Annotated in this window: 17 protein-coding genes; all 17 read right to left on the reverse strand. The window is 51.0% G+C overall.

The genetic code is table 11. The annotated features are described in order from the left end of the window. Positions 1-4: 4 nt before the first annotated feature. On the reverse strand, positions 5-511 hold the full coding sequence (gene lptE / locus P9J64_04580) for an LPS assembly lipoprotein LptE (GenBank protein ID MDG5467594.1): 507 nt from the start codon (positions 509-511) through the stop codon (positions 5-7). Positions 512-516: 5 nt separating this feature from the next. Beyond that, positions 517-3078 carry a leucine--tRNA ligase gene (leuS, locus tag P9J64_04585; protein MDG5467595.1) on the reverse strand — a complete coding sequence of 854 codons (2562 nt, stop codon included), beginning with the start codon at positions 3076-3078 and terminating at the stop codon, positions 517-519. Positions 3079-3177: 99 nt separating this feature from the next. Continuing rightward, positions 3178-3387 carry a hypothetical protein gene (locus P9J64_04590; protein ID MDG5467596.1) on the reverse strand — a complete coding sequence of 70 codons (210 nt, stop codon included), beginning with the start codon at positions 3385-3387 and terminating at the stop codon, positions 3178-3180. 9 nt (positions 3388-3396) lie between these two features. Continuing rightward, positions 3397-3615 carry a translation initiation factor IF-1 gene (gene infA, locus P9J64_04595; protein ID MDG5467597.1) on the reverse strand — a complete coding sequence of 73 codons (219 nt, stop codon included), beginning with the start codon at positions 3613-3615 and terminating at the stop codon, positions 3397-3399. Between the two features lie 32 nt (positions 3616-3647). Further along, a complete protein-coding gene (locus P9J64_04600; GenBank protein MDG5467598.1) occupies positions 3648-4022 on the reverse strand; it encodes a response regulator in 375 nt (124 codons plus the stop codon). A 14-nt stretch (positions 4023-4036) separates the two neighbouring features. After that, the gene (locus P9J64_04605; GenBank protein MDG5467599.1) at positions 4037-4867 is read right to left on the reverse strand and encodes a GAF domain-containing protein; all 831 of its coding nucleotides are present in this window, start codon (positions 4865-4867) and stop codon (positions 4037-4039) included. Between the two features lie 113 nt (positions 4868-4980). Continuing rightward, on the reverse strand, positions 4981-6066 hold the full coding sequence (locus tag P9J64_04610; protein ID MDG5467600.1) for a chemotaxis response regulator protein-glutamate methylesterase: 1086 nt from the start codon (positions 6064-6066) through the stop codon (positions 4981-4983). Beyond that, entirely contained in the window at positions 6063-6944 is an 882-nt protein-coding gene (locus P9J64_04615; protein MDG5467601.1) for a CheR family methyltransferase, read from the reverse strand. Before P9J64_04615 ends, P9J64_04610 begins: the two co-directional genes overlap by 4 nt. Positions 6945-6951: 7 nt before the next feature. Next, positions 6952-8961, reverse strand: coding sequence for a HEAT repeat domain-containing protein (locus P9J64_04620; GenBank protein ID MDG5467602.1), 2010 nt, complete (start codon positions 8959-8961; stop codon positions 6952-6954). 74 nt (positions 8962-9035) lie between these two features. Beyond that, positions 9036-9956, reverse strand: coding sequence for a response regulator (locus P9J64_04625; GenBank protein MDG5467603.1), 921 nt, complete (start codon positions 9954-9956; stop codon positions 9036-9038). A gap of 68 nt (positions 9957-10024) precedes the next feature. Beyond that, positions 10025-10537, reverse strand: coding sequence for a chemotaxis protein CheW (locus P9J64_04630; protein ID MDG5467604.1), 513 nt, complete (start codon positions 10535-10537; stop codon positions 10025-10027). Positions 10538-10541: 4 nt separating this feature from the next. Beyond that, positions 10542-10910, reverse strand: coding sequence for a response regulator (locus tag P9J64_04635; GenBank protein MDG5467605.1), 369 nt, complete (start codon positions 10908-10910; stop codon positions 10542-10544). Between the two features lie 20 nt (positions 10911-10930). After that, positions 10931-11659, reverse strand: a complete 729-nt coding sequence (locus P9J64_04640) for a chemotaxis protein CheW (GenBank protein MDG5467606.1) — start codon at positions 11657-11659, stop codon at positions 10931-10933. Positions 11660-11739: 80 nt separating this feature from the next. After that, entirely contained in the window at positions 11740-12549 is an 810-nt protein-coding gene (locus tag P9J64_04645) for an AAA family ATPase (GenBank protein MDG5467607.1), read from the reverse strand. Further along, positions 12542-14614 (reverse strand): chemotaxis protein CheA, encoded by a 2073-nt coding sequence (locus P9J64_04650; GenBank protein ID MDG5467608.1) that lies wholly within the window; start codon positions 14612-14614, stop codon positions 12542-12544. Before P9J64_04650 ends, P9J64_04645 begins: the two co-directional genes overlap by 8 nt. A gap of 10 nt (positions 14615-14624) precedes the next feature. Continuing rightward, positions 14625-14993 (reverse strand): response regulator, encoded by a 369-nt coding sequence (locus P9J64_04655; GenBank protein MDG5467609.1) that lies wholly within the window; start codon positions 14991-14993, stop codon positions 14625-14627. Positions 14994-15073: 80 nt separating this feature from the next. Further along, a complete protein-coding gene (locus P9J64_04660) occupies positions 15074-16753 on the reverse strand; it encodes a response regulator (GenBank protein ID MDG5467610.1) in 1680 nt (559 codons plus the stop codon). Positions 16754-17136: the final 383 nt, after the last annotated feature.

Below are 17136 nucleotides of genomic sequence, written 5' to 3' on the forward strand. Positions count from 1 at the left end.
GAGGTCAGAAGCTGTTCAGCATGCTGGCGTGGATGTCTTCGGCCAACCTTTGTGAAACCCGGATAGCGGCAAGCCGCTGGCCCTCCAACTGCAAGTTCTTGTTGATAGTCGCCAGATAATCTTCACTACGGGTCAAGTTTTTTTGCCAGACAATCTCGCTGCTATTTTTATGCAGAAGACGGACGGTAATCGCCATCGTTGCACTGTACTCAGTGATCTGATCAGAGTTTCCATAGGAACGCGCACTGTCGGTAAAAGTCTTCACCTCACCGACTAATCGAACATCCGCTTGACCAGGGTCCTCTGTCAGTTCTAACAATCGTGACAAAGAGAGTTCTGCTATCAAAGCGTCGGTCAGATAATTTTCAAGATAGGGCTCTACTGTTTGGTTCTCGAAAAGCTGCACGTAGAGAGTACGTGCTTCGCCACCGACCCAGGTATCGGAAGCCCCAGGTGTATGATAGCCGCATCCTGCAATGACAAGAATGAAGAAAATTGCAATGAAACGCATAAGCTTTATCCTGCGACGACGTTAACAAGGCGGCCAGGAACAACGATCACCTTGCGAAGGGTTTTACCCTCCAGGAAACGAGCAACATTTGGATCAGCCAAGGCAGCGACCTCGACAGCCTCTTTATCGGCGTCAACCGGAACAGTGACCTTACCTCGAACTTTTCCGTTGACCTGAACCACAATCAGGAGCGTTTCAGCAACCAGAGCCTTCTCATCCCAGACCGGCCAACCGAACGTCTCAAGGGGGTCCTCATAGCCAAGGTGCTTCCACAGCTCCTCACAAATATGTGGCACAAAGGGTGACAACAATCGAACAACCGTTTCGACCGCCTCACGCAGTGCCTCTGGTGAAGCCTCTTTGTCTGAATAGGCCGTAATGCCGTTCACCAGCTCCATGACTGAAGCTATCGCAGTATTAAAATGGAAACTGCCGTCAACATCCTCGGTTACTTTTTTAATCGTTCGATGAACCTGGCGTCGCAAATCTTTCGCCGCAGGTTGCAGATTTTCCGCATCCAACTTGCCGGCACAATCGATAATGGACAGGTTCTCACTGACCAGACGCCAGACCCGGTTGAGGAAGCGGAAACAACCTTCCACCCCCTGCTCGTTCCACTCAAGGTCTTTCTCCGGAGGAGACGCAAACAGGGTGAACAGTCTTGCCGTATCTGCCCCATAACGGTTAATCAAACCGTCGGGGTCGATAACATTCTTTTTCGATTTGCTCATCTTCTCATTGCGGCCGGGCACAACCTCAGCATTGCAACGCGAGCAACAACCGTTCTCTATCTCTTCGGGATAGAGCCAGCCATGTTCTGGGCAAGAGGTGGTTTCCTTACAGACCATCCCCTGGGTCAGCAGATTCTCGAAAGGCTCGTCAATGGACACCATACCGAGGTCACGCATGACCTTGGTCCAGAAACGTGCATAGAGAAGGTGCATGACCGCATGCTCAACGCCACCGATATACTGATCGGCAGGAAGCCAGTAATCAACAGCCGCCTTGTCGACGGGCGAGCTTTCACAATGAGGACTGGCATACCGCAGGAAATACCAGGAACTTTCAACAAAGGTGTCAAAAGTGTCCGTTTCCCGTTTTGCAGGATCTCCGCATTTCGGACAGGAGGTGTTGACGAAAGATTCAAGCTTTGCCAAGGGGCTGCCCCCCTCGCCGGAGAACTCAATATCAGTGGGTAAGGTGACCGGCAGGTCCTGTTCAGGGACCGGCACAGCGCCACAACTGTCACAGTAGATCACCGGGATCGGCGTGCCCCAATAGCGCTGCCTGGAAACCAGCCAATCGCGGATCCGGTAATTAACCGATTTCTGGCCCAGCTCTTGTGATTCAAGATATTCAGAAACTTTCTCTTTACCGGCTTGATTATCAAGTCCGTCAAACTGGCCCGAGTTGACCATCGTACCGGGCCCTTCCCAGGCGGCCTCCATCGAAGCAGGTTCGAGCACTTCACCTTCGGGTTGAATCACAACCTGCATCGGCAAGTCATATTTACGGGCAAAGTCGAAATCACGCTGATCGTGAGTCGGCACCGCCATAACAGCCCCCGTGCCATAGCCCATCAAAACAAAATTTGCCAAGAATATCGGCATCTTTGCGCCATTCACAGGGTTAACGCAGTAAGACCCGGTGAAGACACCTTCTTTTTCATAATCATCGCTGGTTCGTTGCGCCTGTTCGACACCCTGCACCTTCTTGATGAAAGCTTCTACATCCTGACGTCGGTCTTCAGCAGTCAGCTCTTGAGCGAGAGGATGCTCCGGGGCAAGGCTCATAAAAGTTGCACCAAAGAGCGTATCCGGACGTGTCGTAAAGACACGTACGGCATGGTCTTGCCCCTCAACGGCAAAGTCAATCTCACAACCTGTGCTCTTGCCGATCCAGTTGCGTTGCATCGTCAGGACGGAGTCGGGCCAGCCAGGCATGCTCTGGGTAGATTCAAGTAGCTCTTCAGCGTAGTTGGTGATGCGGAAGAACCACTGCTCCAGCTCTTTCTCTTCAACCTTATTCTCGCAGCGCCAGCAACAGTCTTCCTCAACCTGCTCATTGGCGAGCACCGTCTCGCATTCAGGGCACCAGTTGACAGCGGCACTTTTCTTGTACGCCAGCCCCTTCTCCATCATCTTCAGAAAGATCAGCTGCTCCCAGCGATAATAGTCAGGCTCGCAGGTCGCCAACTCCCGATCCCAGTCATAGGAAAAGCCCATGCGCTTGAGCTGGGTACGCATGTTGGCGATATTCTCCCGGGTCCATTTCGCAGGATGCGTTCCATGCTGGATGGCCGCGTTTTCAGCAGGCATACCAAAAGCATCCCAACCCATCGGGTGCAGTACGTTATAACCCTGCAACCGTTTGAAACGGGCGACAACATCACCGATCGAGTAATTGCGTACGTGACCCATATGAATACGACCGGAGGGATAAGGGAACATTTCCAGCAGATAGTATTTCGGTTTACTGTCATCCTCGGACACGGCCCAGGGCTTGGTCTCCGCCCACTGCTTCTGCCAGGCGATCTCTAAATCCAAGGGGTTGTAACGTTCCTGCATACTGCCTCCATAGGGGAGTTTTAGACGAGTGTCGTGTCAATGATGAAATGACCTAAAGACAACGCCGTATTTTTTTGTGCCAGCAAGGCATGTCTTGAGTCACATCGTTGCAACGACGTGACTTAAGGCATAACGAAGCAGGCGCGGAAAAGAACAAGCCGGAAGCGTCAGTTTGTCGTTGACGCAGCACTGGTCGTGAGCGGACATGTTGCTCGTCTTCACGACCTTAAACATGAAAACCGGCGTAAGCCGGCTGTTATCATGGGCAAAGGATCGGCCATCATCCAGAGCAACGGCTGCGGCCGTCATTCAGGGGGATTATTTGGCGCGATAGGTGATACGACCACGGCTGAGGTCGTAGGGCGAAAGTTCAACTGTTACACGATCACCGGGCAGGATACGGATGTAGTATTTACGCATTTTTCCGGAAATATGTGCCAGAACAACATGCCCGTTATCAAGCTCGACCTTGAACATTGCATTTGGCAACGGCTCAATAACACTACCTTCAACTTCAATTGCTTCTTCTTTTGACAAACCAGCCTCCGATTTTCCAGGTTAGATGAGGTTCAAACACTCATTAATTTTTTTACCGTTTCCAGGATTTTCATGGTCTGGATCGGCTTGGTGATATATTCATTAGCACCCAGGGCCAAAGCCCTTTCACGATCTTCTATCGCCCCTTCCGTGGTGATGACGATAATAGGGGTCTCTTTGTAGTTTGGATCGTTACGAACCATACTGACAAGCTTCAAGCCATCCATAATAGGCATGTTGATATCTGTCAGGATAAGGTCAAATTTTTCCGCGCTCAGTTTTTTAAGGCCATCCACACCGTCATTTGCTTCAACGATCTGAAAACCACGAATTCGTTTCAGTGCAAACACTATCAACTGCCGCATGGTGGGCGAGTCTTCAACAACAAGAACTTTATAGCCAGTCATAGAACCTCTCCCGTCTACTTGGTTAACAAATCAATAAAACCCTGAATCGTCGACAACTTTCTCTCTGAATCGGAATACATCCGAGACGAGAAAACTGCCGTGGCGGCATGTCCAGCCAACAGGGTGAAAAGTTCATAGTCCACATTGGTAAACTCATCCTTCTGCTCAAACAGCTTGTAGATGGAAATCACACCAATGACATGTTCCTTGATTTTAAGAGGAATACAAACAATAGGCTTGTGGAGATCGACCACATAACCATGCATCGACTCAATAAAATAGTTTTCGCCAGACTCGACAGCCTCACCAATAATGCCAGAGCCTACGGCTATGGAAGGCAGGTCCGAGGTTTCAAGCCCCTCGCTGGCCACAGGCTCAAGAAGGTTCGTCTTCTCATCAAGCAGAAGCACACCAAATTCTTCGGCGCCGATCAGGTTAATGACAATTTCTTGTATAATTTTCAGAACTTCTTTGAAATCGAGGGTTGAATGCAATTGATAGGAAGCAATGTAGAGATTGGCAAGCATATTGTTCTCTTCTTCAATCTCAACATAACGATTTGCGAAATTCTGGTTCTCCTCCTCGACAACCTTGATCTGGCCAAGAATCTCTTCCTTCTCCTGCTCAAGCTCTAAAATTTTCTTTTTCAGCTCCAGTGCTTCCGGACCATCAGCAACAACATCATGGCCCTTTTCCTTGAGGGTTTCCTCTAGTTTGACAACGCGAAAGCGAAGACGTTCGTTCTCCTTGAGAAGATCCTGAGTGAACTCGGCTCCTTTTTTAAAAACCTGCAGAAATTCATCTGCACGCCCTGCAGTGTCATTTTCTTCGTCATGATGACTCATGCACAAACTCCTCGTCTCTTATTCCCAGCCAAAATCATGGAATAATAACAATCCTGCGTAAAAATATCCAGCGTTAATAACGCTATCACAGCGCATAAACACTGTATTTTAGATCATCTGTCGTAACCACACTCTTTAAGGATTTCCCTGCATACCAGAGGCAGGGGAACAATTCGATCGACGAGCCCGGTTGCGATTGCCTCCTTCGGCATACCAAAAACAACACAACTTTCCTCGGCTTCAGCAATCACACGCCCACCATGACTGTTGATGGTGTGAACGCCCATACGGCCATCGTTGCCCATGCCGGTCAGGACCACTCCGAGCAAGCGCTTTTCGTAAATAGATGCGGCGCTCGAAAAAAGAGCATCGACCGAAGGCAGATATCGCTGATGGCCCTTGGGATCAGAAACTTTGGCAATAACATTGGATCCTTTTTGAAAAAGCTCAAGATTTTTGCCACCGGGCGCAATCAGAACCTGACCTGGCCGGACAATGTCACCATTCTCAGCTTCCTTTATGGACAATACACAGAAGCGGTTCAGTCGTTCAGCGAAAGCACGCGTAAAACCTGACGGCATATGTTGAGCGACGGCAAAGGCCACCGGGATTTCATCGGTGATTGCAGAGAAGATATTCTGCAGGGCCGGTGGTCCACCGGTCGACGAACCGATAACAACCATTCGGTAAGACTGTGCGACTTCATCAGAGACAACATCTTGTCGTGGTTGGCGGGTGGTCGTGGGTACGCGCTTCAGTTGACTGACAGCATTACCGTGAGCCATGACATTGCTGAGATTGGCAGAAGTCACTTCACGAACTTTTTCCAGGAGCTCCTCACGGATATCCATAAGGATGGGCGACACCTTCGAGGAAGGCTTGGGAACAAATTCAACAGCACCAAGTTCAAGGGCTTTAAAAACATTGCCATCATCAGAGCGCGAGGAGACAACGATAATCGGCGTGGGCTGTTTTTGCATAACAATACGCAGCAGTGTAAAGCCATCCATGCGAGGCATTTCAAGATCAAGAGTAATCAAATCCGGTTGCAGATCAATCACCTTGCGCAGGCCATCCTCGCCATCGCAGGCGTAGCCGATGACTTCAACATTGGGTAGCGATTCGATCATTTTCACAATGCTGCGACGATTAAATGCCGAGTCATCGATAACCAGCACTCTGACCTTAGCGGAGGTCATAACAATCCCCTGCCACTTTGAATAAAGGTCAGAGGCTTCTGATAAACCATGTCATGCTGAAAATGTCGCAGTTGAAAAGAGGTGCTGAGGTTGATCAGAGATTCTGAATGCCCCAACAGCAAGAAGCCATCAGGAACCAGACGTTGAAAAAAGTTTTCAATGACACTCTTCTTACCGGCCTGATCAAAGTAGATAATAACGTTCCGGCAGAAGATGAGATCCATCTTCCCCAAAAGGGCAATCCGTGACGAATCAAAGAGATTTAAATGACTGATTGAGACCAGACTCCGGACCTCGTCTTTAACACGCCACTTACCTTCATGCTCAGTAAAGAACCGAGCCTTCTGTTGAGGGTCCGTACTACGGAAAGAAGCCTCACCGTAAACTCCCTCCCGGGCCATATGCAGGACCCGTTGGCTTATGTCGGTACCGACCACTTCAACCTTCCATGACTGCAGCCAGGGTTGGCTGAGGAGAAGCATGGCGATCGTGTAGGGTTCCTCTCCTGATGAACAGCCGGCACTCCAGATTCGCAAGGTCTTCTTACCCTCTATCTCCTTGCGTTTACGAACCTCTGGGAGGATATCTTCAACAAAGGTCTTAAGTTGAAAATCTTCTCGAAAAAAATAGGTCTCGTTGGTGGTTAACTGATCAATAACCTCGGTCAGCTCCTGGTCCTTATTCGGATTGTAGCGCAGGAAATAATAATAATCCTTGAAAGTCTTCAGGTTGTGCGTCTGCAAACGCTTGCCGAGACGTTTTTCAAGAAGATACTTGGAATCTTCCGTAAAATTGAGCCCGCAATGCTGGTAAACAAAATCCCGCAAGAGGCGGAATTCATCAGGGTTCATCTTTATGTCAGGTGACAAAAAAAGCATCAGGCAATCAATTCACAGGGAGTTCGGCAAGCAGGTCGGATATCTGCTGACGAACAACTTCTTCCGTTTCAGTGGCAAGACGTGTTTGCAGGAGTGGTCGAGCTTTCGGACCAAGAACTTCAACCGCGCTTCTGGCAATCTGCGCCCGGACGACCCAGAAAGGATGATTGATCAACCTCTCAGCATGATCATTGATCCAGTCCTCGGAGCCGTAATGAGTCAACAGGTTCATAGCAGCCGTCACGACCTCTTCATCGCTGTGGTCCAATGCCGAAACCATATGATTAACGGCACCGGCACCAGCAAGAGTTGAAAGGGTTTCCAGAGCCGCAATACTGACCAGGCCAACCGGGTCTTTCAGGGCAGACTCAACCAGGGCACAACTTCGCGAACCGGCGACTCTGCCCAGGCCACGTACTGCTGAGGCGCGGACCCAGACATCCTCGTCCTGCAAGGCGAGCTGCAGGCCATCGAGAGCGTCTTCGTTGCTGCAGTTGCCAAGGATCTCAATAATCGTACGGCGCACTTCAGCGTCTTCATCGGTCAGAGACAGGAGCAGAGCGCCGATATGATCACTGACATCGAACCGTTCAAAGACTTTCACGGCAGCCCGACGTACTTCGACGGCTGAATCCTTGAGAGCCAGCCCGAGGGTGTCAAGAACCGCAGGATTATCCAACTCCCGCAAAACCATAACAGCAAACATGCGTTGCGTAGGGTCGTTGTCAGTAAGGAGCGGTGCAAGAGCGCTAAAGCTTTCCTCCGGGAAACTTTTTGCCAGAGTGATCAGCGCCTCATTTGCGGCCTCCTGGACTTCGAAAGATTCGCTGCGGAGGCAATCGATCAGGTTCGGCATCATCTGCACGGCGCCGATTTTACCGAGCGCATAAGCAGACATCCGGACAAGCTGGCTATCATCAGATCGGAGTCCGTCCTGAAGCACAGACAACCCTTCTGAGCAACCTGCCTCGCCCAGAATATAGGCAAGGTATGCGCGTTGATTTCCCTCAACCTTGTTCCATGTTGACAGGAGTGCCTGACAATGACCGCGTCCAATATCGACCAGTGCGGCCAGTGCTTCCTGTTGAAGCGATTCGTAGTCGAGCATCTTCAAGAGGGGTAAAACGGAATCCGAATCACCAAGCCAGCCCAGGATCCGCACCGTGGCGCGCTTGAGAGGCTCAGTGTATTCATCATCCAGGTACCCGGACACGGCTACCGCTGTAGGTCCCTTTTCAGATTGTGACAGTTGCTGGGCCACGACATCGGGATAACGACTATGGATTGCCACCAGGGCAAGAATCGCAGCCTCACGCACATTTCTCATGGGGTCCGTAAGCGCAACAACAAGTTCTGCAACGGCAGAGTGATCTCCAGCCTTACCAAGGCAATCAATCAGGGCCTTGCGCAGCAGCTTCTCGTCTTTGTAGGGGAGCAGGTCATTTAACGAAACGGGGGAAGCGATCCGACTCAATGCATCCAGAATGGTAAATTGCAGGAGCAGATCCTGGTGATGCATCGCCTTGAGAAGATTCGGGATGGCCTCAGAGCTCTTCAATTTACCAAGGTTCTCAGCAGCAGCAGCGCGGACGTTGCTGTCTTCATCGTCCAACCCTGCAGTCAGAATCGGAACGGCTTCAGGATCGCCAATATCTCCGAGGATATCGATAATAAACTTACGAACGTCATGATCTGGACAACGGGCCTGCGCCAACAGCATCGGCACAGAATCTCGGCCTAATCTTGTCAGTATCTCTACGGCTGCGTTTCTCAGCCCGGCGTTCTCCTCGGCATGCAACAGCTCAATGATTTCACCAATCAGCTCACGACTGACCGGCAACTTCAGGTAGAGCTCAATGGCTTCCTTGCGGACACGCCAGCTTTCATCACCAAAGGCCTTGAAAATCAGGTCGAGGCCCTCACTGGCATCACAGGATGCAAGATCACGCAAACCCTGCAAACGGACTTCTTCGTCAGGGGAGTTTAACGCTTCGGTAATTTGATCATGTATTGCCACGGTTTGTCCTGTTTGTAAAAGTTCAGGGGCTGGAAGCTGGGGACTGGGGGCTGGAAAACCTCCAGCCTCCTCTTTTAAGCCCCCAACTCCTGACTACGTTTCTCCAGTAGGTCGAGAAATGCGGCTTCAAGAATCTTGCAGTTTTGTATTTCAGGGCTGGGGAAGCGTTCACTGAATAAGCGCCTGGCTTCCCTGATCTGTGCAGCCAGCAAATCCGACCAGTTCCCCCCAAGAATCCCCTCATCGATACGATCCATATAATAAAGGGAGATATCAGAGACGATAATACGTGCCAGACGCTCGGCTCGATCTCGCTCAGGAACATCACTTGAAGAGACTTCATGATCTTCAGCTGATTGAATTTTTTCATTCACCGAGTTGATAAAATCAAGGGACTGGGAGGCGCCTTCCGCAACAGAAAGCTGCTCACCGGATTTCTCCATTTCACCCTTACTGACCGTCTCTGACGTAGGTGCTGCGCCGATCAGAAGACGATTGATCTTCATGATCAGGTCATCAGGGATATGGTGCTTTTCAATGTAATCATCAGCTTCGTAGAGAGAATTTGGTGCACGTTTGTAAGCAGCTTTGTTGTAGACGGAAGAGAGCAGGATAATTTTAACATTCTGCAGCCCCGGACGACGGCGGACCTTTTCGACGACTTCAAAGGCATACAGCCCTTCGAGAGCAACATCGACAATGGCGACCTGAGGGCGCATGGCGTCCATGGCGGCAAGAACTTCGACGCCATTATGCCCAAGTGCAGCCTCATAGCCGGCATCCTCAACGAGACTGCGGATTGTGCCACAAATTTCGCTGTCGCTATGAGCGATCATGACCCTGACCTGCTTTGCTGCTTTAGATCGTTGAGTGTGGGGCAACTCCACCTTGAAGGGGCTACGACAACGAGCACAACGCATAGTAACCCGCTTTCCGGCCAGTTTTTCACGATCAAGACGGAACCGGGCAGCACATGCTGGGCATTTAACAATCATCAAAAAACCTCTATAGGGAGACAGGGCATCTCAGAATCTGCTCTACCTGAGACGCGCCCTGTCAAATATTAATCGTGAGTCAACTTACGCAGTTCTATTTTTTCTTCCGAGGAAAGGACTTTTTCCAGATCAACCAACATTATCAGGTCATCATCACGACGTGCGACACCAAGGAAATAGTCAGCCTGCGCTCCTTGGATGAACTGTGGGGAAGGTGCAATTTCTTTACGGGTAAAGCGTTTCACCTCTTTCACTTCATCAACCAGCAACCCGATATTTCTTTTGGAAAGAGAGCAGATGACGATACGATTCTTGCGGGTATCTTCATCGATGGGCTGGTCGAATCGCTTGCGCATATCTGCGACAGGGATCACGGAACCACGCAGATTGATAACTCCTTCGATAAAGGAAGGCGCTTTTGGAACAGGCGTCAACTTCTGCGGCCGGATGATCTCCTTGATCCTCATGATATCCAGTGCATAGAGTTCGGACCCCACCCTGAAGCAGGCGAGCTGAACCTCTTGAAGCATCTCTTTGCCTTCGTTCTCCGTCAAGGCTTTTTTAGATGTATAGGTAGACATAATATCAGGCAATAAATCTCTGGATCGTCTCGATCACCATCGCCGATTTGAAAGGCTTGGTAATATACCAGTCAGCACCAACCTGCTCACCACGGGCCATATCCTCACGACTCTTTTTTGCCGTCAGCATAACCACCGGAATGTGCTTGGTTTCATCGTCATTCTTAATGCGACGACAAACTTCAAAACCATCAATCTCTGGCAACATGATGTCGAGAAGGATCAAATCAGGTTTGACCTGACCAACGGCGTCCAATGCCGCCTGGCCATCTCCCACACCGTGGACCTCATAGCCCTTGGAGGTCAGCAGGATGCTCTCAAGTTTGAGCAAGCTCTCTTCATCCTCAACAATCAGAATTTTTTTCTTTGTCACAAACAGCTCCTTTCGCCGCGTTAAAGAGACGCAACATCGAGTACACTTTCAATATTGAGCAAAATAATCATACGCCCCTGATATCGGCCAAGGCCGCTCACCATTTCGCGATCGAGGCCGGACAGAACGCCCGGAGGGGGCTCAACCTCGTCATCGATGAGGTTAACCACCTGGTTAATACTGTCGACCAGCAGGCCCACAGAGACATCCTCATGTTGACAAACCACGATACGCGTTGTTGGCATGAACTCCGAGACGCCAAGACTCAGACGACAAAGCAGGTCAAAAACCGGCACAACGACACCACGCAAAGAGATAATTCCGAGGATAAACCCGGGAGACCTTGGAATGTCTGTAAACTCTCTAACTTTGATTATCTCGCTTATTTGCTTGATGTCCAGTGCGTATTCTTCATCACCGAGGTTGAAAGCGAGATACTGACGACTGGCTTGCTCTCTGGCATCAGCGGGAGACTCAATAATATCATCAGAAGGCCCATCTATTGACAGTGCAAACTCTTCAGTCGCAGCGAAGAGCAAGTCCAGGCGGCTCGGCCCGTCAGAAGAGCTATCGGGGGCATCGCCAAACGACAACTCGGTACCGACAGCGTCGGCAACACCTTCACCAGGATCTGACAGATCAAACGCTTCAGCTTCCGGATGAGCCTCTTCCTGTGGAACAGGATCAGCAACGCGCTCATCAGCCTTCTTCTGCGCCTTGGCTTTTTTACGAATCTTTGCAATATCCATAACTTTATCCGCCGCACCTGTTGAGAAAAGTCGGCCATGAGCTCTCTATTCCCAATAATTAACGTTTCCCGGACTACCCTTTATTCCCAGTTGCCAGCGAGCTCCAACATAACCGCGTCGACAACGTTCTGTTCGATGCGCGCTTCTCCGCGGCCGAAGCATTCAAGCAAAGCCAAAGAAGCCGCGTGATTGATCATGCGCGGAGTTCCCTTTGAATAAGAGTAAACCGCAGCCACAGCTTCCTCGCTGAAGAGTCCGGGTCGGCCTCCGGCCTTAACCACTCTGAAATCAAGGTATTCAGAGGTCTCGGCCTGACTGAGGGGCGTCAGCTCAAACTGCATACCTATTCTCTGTCGCAACGGCTCGTAAGCACGATGCCTGAGGCGCTGTTTCAACTCTGGCTGGCCCATGAGAACGATACTGATCAAGTTACGATCATCAAGCTGGAAATTGGTCAGCAGCCTGATCTCGTCAAATGTTTCCTTATGCGGAACCAGCTGTGCCTCGTCAATGACCACGACCGGCGTCATGTCATTTTCATAATACTCAAAGAGGATCTTGCCGATCTGCTCAAGGAGATCGACCTTAAAACGAGCCGGCTCCGTCACTCCAAGGTGGCGGGCCAGGCTGCTCAGAAACTCGAGAGGGGTCAGCCTCGGATTGATCAGACAGACCACTTTGAAAGAATCATCAAGAGCATCCATCAAGGCACGTGACAAGGTCGTCTTGCCACAGCCGATTTCACCGGTCAGCAAGACCAGGTCACGCTCTTCTACCGCATACTGCATGCGGGCCAGAGCTTCGCGGTGGCCCTTACTCAGGAACAGGAAACGCGGATCCGGTGTCTTGCTGAAGGGCCTCTCCTGCAGGCCGAAATAAGCCTCATACATTTAAGGAAGACTCACCCCGCAAGGCTTCAGTCATGAGCCCGGCGACATCAAGAACCAGGATGGTTTTCTGGTTCCCTAGCTCAGCAGCCCCTGCAATACCCTGGACAAAACTCAGCGCTTTACCCAGAGACTTGATGACGACATCCTGTTGCCCCAGCAGCTCATCAACAACAAAGCCCATGCGCTTTTCTGCAAGGCCGACGACAGCCACAAAAAGCCGCTTTTCGTCTGGCCTCTCCTCTGAACCCAGGTCAAACACCTGGTCAAGTCGGAGCAGAGGAACCGTGCTTTTGCGCAACTCGATCACTTCCCGCTTCTCTACCGTCTGGATCACATCGGTGTCAATCATCAGCGTCTCGAGAACCGAGTTGATCGGAATCGCGTAGGTTTTATCGCCCACCTGAACTATCAGCGCCTTGATGATCGCCAGGGTGATCGGCAAGGTGATAATCATGCTGCTGCCCTGCCCCCGGGTGCTCTTGACTTCGATCATGCCGGAAAGCGCCGCAATATTGTTCTTGACGACATCCATACCGACGCCACGACCGGAGAGGTCACTGACCTCGTCACGGGTTGAGAAACCCGGCATGAAGAGAAGATCGTAAATTTCTTCTTCGTTTAAGTTGTGCCCTTCAGTGATCAAGCCTTTTTCAACGGCCTTGCGATGAACGCCCTCGGCATCAATGCCGCGGCCGTCATCATGAACCTCGATGACAACATGGTTACCTTTTTGGGAGGCCCAGAGTTGCACCTGACCTTTCTCAGGTTTGCCGACCTGACGACGCTCCTCAGGTGTTTCGAGGCCATGGTCAATCGCATTGCGAATGATGTGCATGAGCGGATCAGAGACGTCTTCAATAATCAGCTTGTCGAGCTCTGTGTCGGCGCCACGAATCTCCAGATCAACTTTCTTGCCCTGCTCGTTAGAAACGCGACGGACAATCCGGGTCATCTTGTCAAACAACTGTCCAACCGGCACCATGCGAACGTCCATGACACCCTTTTGCAGTTCGTGGAGGCGACGTTCCAGAATGCGTGTCGCTTTGGCAAGCTCCGTTGCAAGCTCCTTATCTGCCGAAACTTTAATACGATCACCGATATTGGAGATCGAGCTCTTGGAGAGGACCAGTTCACCGACGATATTCATCAGCAGGTCAAGCTTGTCGATGTCGACCCTGACAGTTCTGCTGATCGAACGCATGGAACTACCGCCATCAGCTTCTTCGACAGCCGCAGGCAAACGTTCCGCAGAAACAACGACTGCATCATGAGCAGCATCAGGCTCTTCAAGTACAAAGTTTTCCGATTCCATCGTGACTTCAACCTGGCCGTAGGTGCTTATATCAAGCCCTTCTCGACTCAACAGAAGTTCGATGTCAGCACGGTTCAGGTCGCTTCCGAAAAGAATCTGGAAGGCGATTTTCTCGCCGATCTCTCCGGCAGAGGGCAAAGTACTGACGACCTCACCCTGCTGCTTCAGCTGCTCGGTGATTTCGGCCAGCTCCTGATCAAAACTGGACAGATCGAAATCCATGCGCAGAAGATGGACAGCCCGGCCTTTGCGAATATTTTCAAGCAGACGATGCTCTTCGTATTCGGTCAGGACATTCAGTATGCCCGGGTCGATGTCCAGGCCAGCCAGTGGGTCCTCAGCAGAGGGCGCCTCACCTTCAGCAGCCTGGTCGATCTGCGCAAGGATCGGCCCCAGATCGAGAGTGAAGTTTTCATCGTTGCTTTTGCCGTCGATCAGTTGGATCAGGACATCGAGAGAGCTGAACAGAGTATCAACAAGGCGTTGCGTGAAAGGGACCTTGCCTAGACGCAGTCCATCGAGGAGGTTTTCCATCGCATGAGACAACGCCGAAAGGTCATCAAAACCGAACATGCCGGCGAGGCCCTTGATCGAATGAGCTCCGCGAAAGATGCCGTTGAGGACATCAGGGTCACAATCGCCGGTCTCAACCGCATCAGCCAGCTTAACCAGGTCGAAGTTGAGCGCCCCGATGATTTCCTCAGTTTCGCTGATAAAATCTTTAAGCGCCTGTGAAGAGCTTGTATCAGACAAGGCGTTCTCCTCAGGCCAGGTATTCACGGATCAGCTGCTGCAACTGATCCGGGGCGAAAGGTTTGACAAGATAAGCATTCGCACCGAGAGCCATGCCTTTTTCCCGATCACGCTCGCTGCTTTCGGTGCTGATGATAAAGAGAGGGGTTTCCTTGTAATTTTCATTGTTGCGGATGAAACTGACCAGTTCCAGACCGTTGATATCGGGCATATTGATGTCGGTAATGATCAGGTCGACCTTCTCACGAGGCAGAATCCGCAAGGCTTCAAAGCCGTTTGCAGCCTCCACGGTGTCGTAGTCGCCCATCGCCGCGATCGTCGAGACAATCAGCGAACGCATGGTCAGCGAGTCTTCAGCTATCAGAATTTTCTTACTCACCGCAAAAACTCCTTAAATTCAATCCCCAGCTCCCAGCTCTTTGCTTTCAGCCCCCATTCACCAGCCCCCAGCCTCCGCCTCTATCCCTTACTCATGCGTCTCTCAAGGAGAGCCTTCTCCATAGCCAACCCCGCTTGAGAAAGGAAAATCTCCAGGGACTCCGTATCACCGATCGGCTTTTCGTCGGGTAGATTATCACCATACAGCACTGCGACCACCCGACCTTCGCTGACCAGTGGTCCGACAAACACCTCACCAGGCCACTGCCCGCCGAGTTGTTCGAAGAAATAATTGTTCCACTCTGATTTTTTTGCTGCAGTCCGATAAGGAGCAAAGGATTGCAACGCATCTTCAAAAATGTGATCTTCCTCCTTGGGAAGCTTGACATTACGGACCCGGACGTCTGCAGAATTGCCGTTCAGTTCAATCCCAAACTGACCAAGACCGACAACCTCCTCATCCTTGACCAGCAGAATCACGGCTCGATTCATCAGCTCACTGGCAAAGCGCAAAATCAGCAGGATAATGCCGCCGCCGAGAGAAGGATTATTCAATTCCTGCAGCATACCACGCAGAAGATGCAGCCCCGGAGACTGTTGAGAGGTCTGTTCAGGAGCGCCGGTCGCCACCTCACCCATTTCTCTGAGCAGCTCAGCACCAATATTATAAAGACCGTCGGCTTTTTCAGGCTCTTCAGCCGAGGCTTCGCTAAGAGCAATGATCGCATCAACCAAAGCAATCAAGCCAGCGCGGCCACGCTCAGCCAGTACGTCATCTTTCTTCGGCTTGGGGAAAAGAGTCGGCACGCCAAAGTTACGTACGCTCTGTTCCGCCTCACGGTTTGGATGGTCTGACATGACCAGCACCTGAAAATCAGGATACTGGGCACGAACCTCTTCGAGCAACTCCAGGCCACCAAGCACCCCACTGCCGTCTCGACGTGGCATGATCAGATCAATCACCAGGGTTGTCGTTGCGGGATCCGCTTGCGAAACAGCCTCGAGAAAAGAGTTGTAATTGGTAAAGACGTGAACATGCGACTTACGTTCCTGCAGCAGGCTGGCAATCTTCTCAGCAGTTCCATGATCATCATCGACAACGATGAATTTGCGCGGTGGTTTAGTTGCTGTGGCCGCGGCGTCAGGGCCCTCAGCAGAGGCCTTAACTGGCACCTCACCCTTGACTTCTGCCAACAGTTGGTCAATATCGATCAGAGATTCGCCCCGCTCGTCGACATCTTCACCACGATGGCGCTTCTCATCGAGGATTCGGCTACCTTCCATAGCCAGCCATTGCGGGTTGAGCCCGCTGTCCAGCATGAACTGCAAAGGGTTCAGAGTCGTGGAGGCAAGTTCTCCGGGATCACCGAGTTCAAAAGAAAAAGCCCCTTCATCCCAACTGAAGAAGCTATAAACAATCTTTTCAACCTGCTCACGAACAACCGTATCAATCGCCTCGCGATCCACACCAAAATCACTGACAAGGATATCGCCGATACGGCGACCATCATCACGTTCGTGCTGGATGACCAGTGCCTTCTTGAGGGTCCCGATGTCGACCATGCCGGCACGTATGACCAGGTCTCCAATATTCTCAGGAAAGGTGGATGCACTGGCACGTATGACCTGGCCGTCGTGAAAGATAACCCGACCGTCGCGGTCAAGGCTGTTCAACTGCAGCACACCAGACTTACGGCTCAGGCTGACGATCTGGAGGATTTCCCCCAAGCCAAGATCTTCTAGGTTACCAACAAGACTCATAAGCTCTTCACATCAAGATGATTCAGACAGATAAGAACCATCCCGAAGTGAAGCGATAAGGCAACACGGCCACGAGGGAGAGTTCAAGTTTAATCATTCACGTAACAATCGGAAATTAAACAGAAATAAATATACTTCATGAGGGAGGACAAGTAAAGGAGGTTTTGTGCCTGAGGATAGAGACAAATCAAGTAATTATAGGGACATAATGGTTCCACATTGTGTCCCCGGGATTACGCCCATGTCTTCATGAAACCTAACACCAAAACCGGCGGTTCATGTACCGCCAGACGACCAATAATAAAAGGGGACACGCAGGGAAAACTATTATGTTCCCTTTCAATGACCACACTCCGGGCTCCGGGTTTTAGGTTTTGCGCCAC

The sequence above is a fragment of the Deltaproteobacteria bacterium IMCC39524 genome (genome assembly GCA_029667085.1).
Lineage (GTDB): Bacteria > Desulfobacterota > Desulfuromonadia > Desulfuromonadales > BM103 > M0040.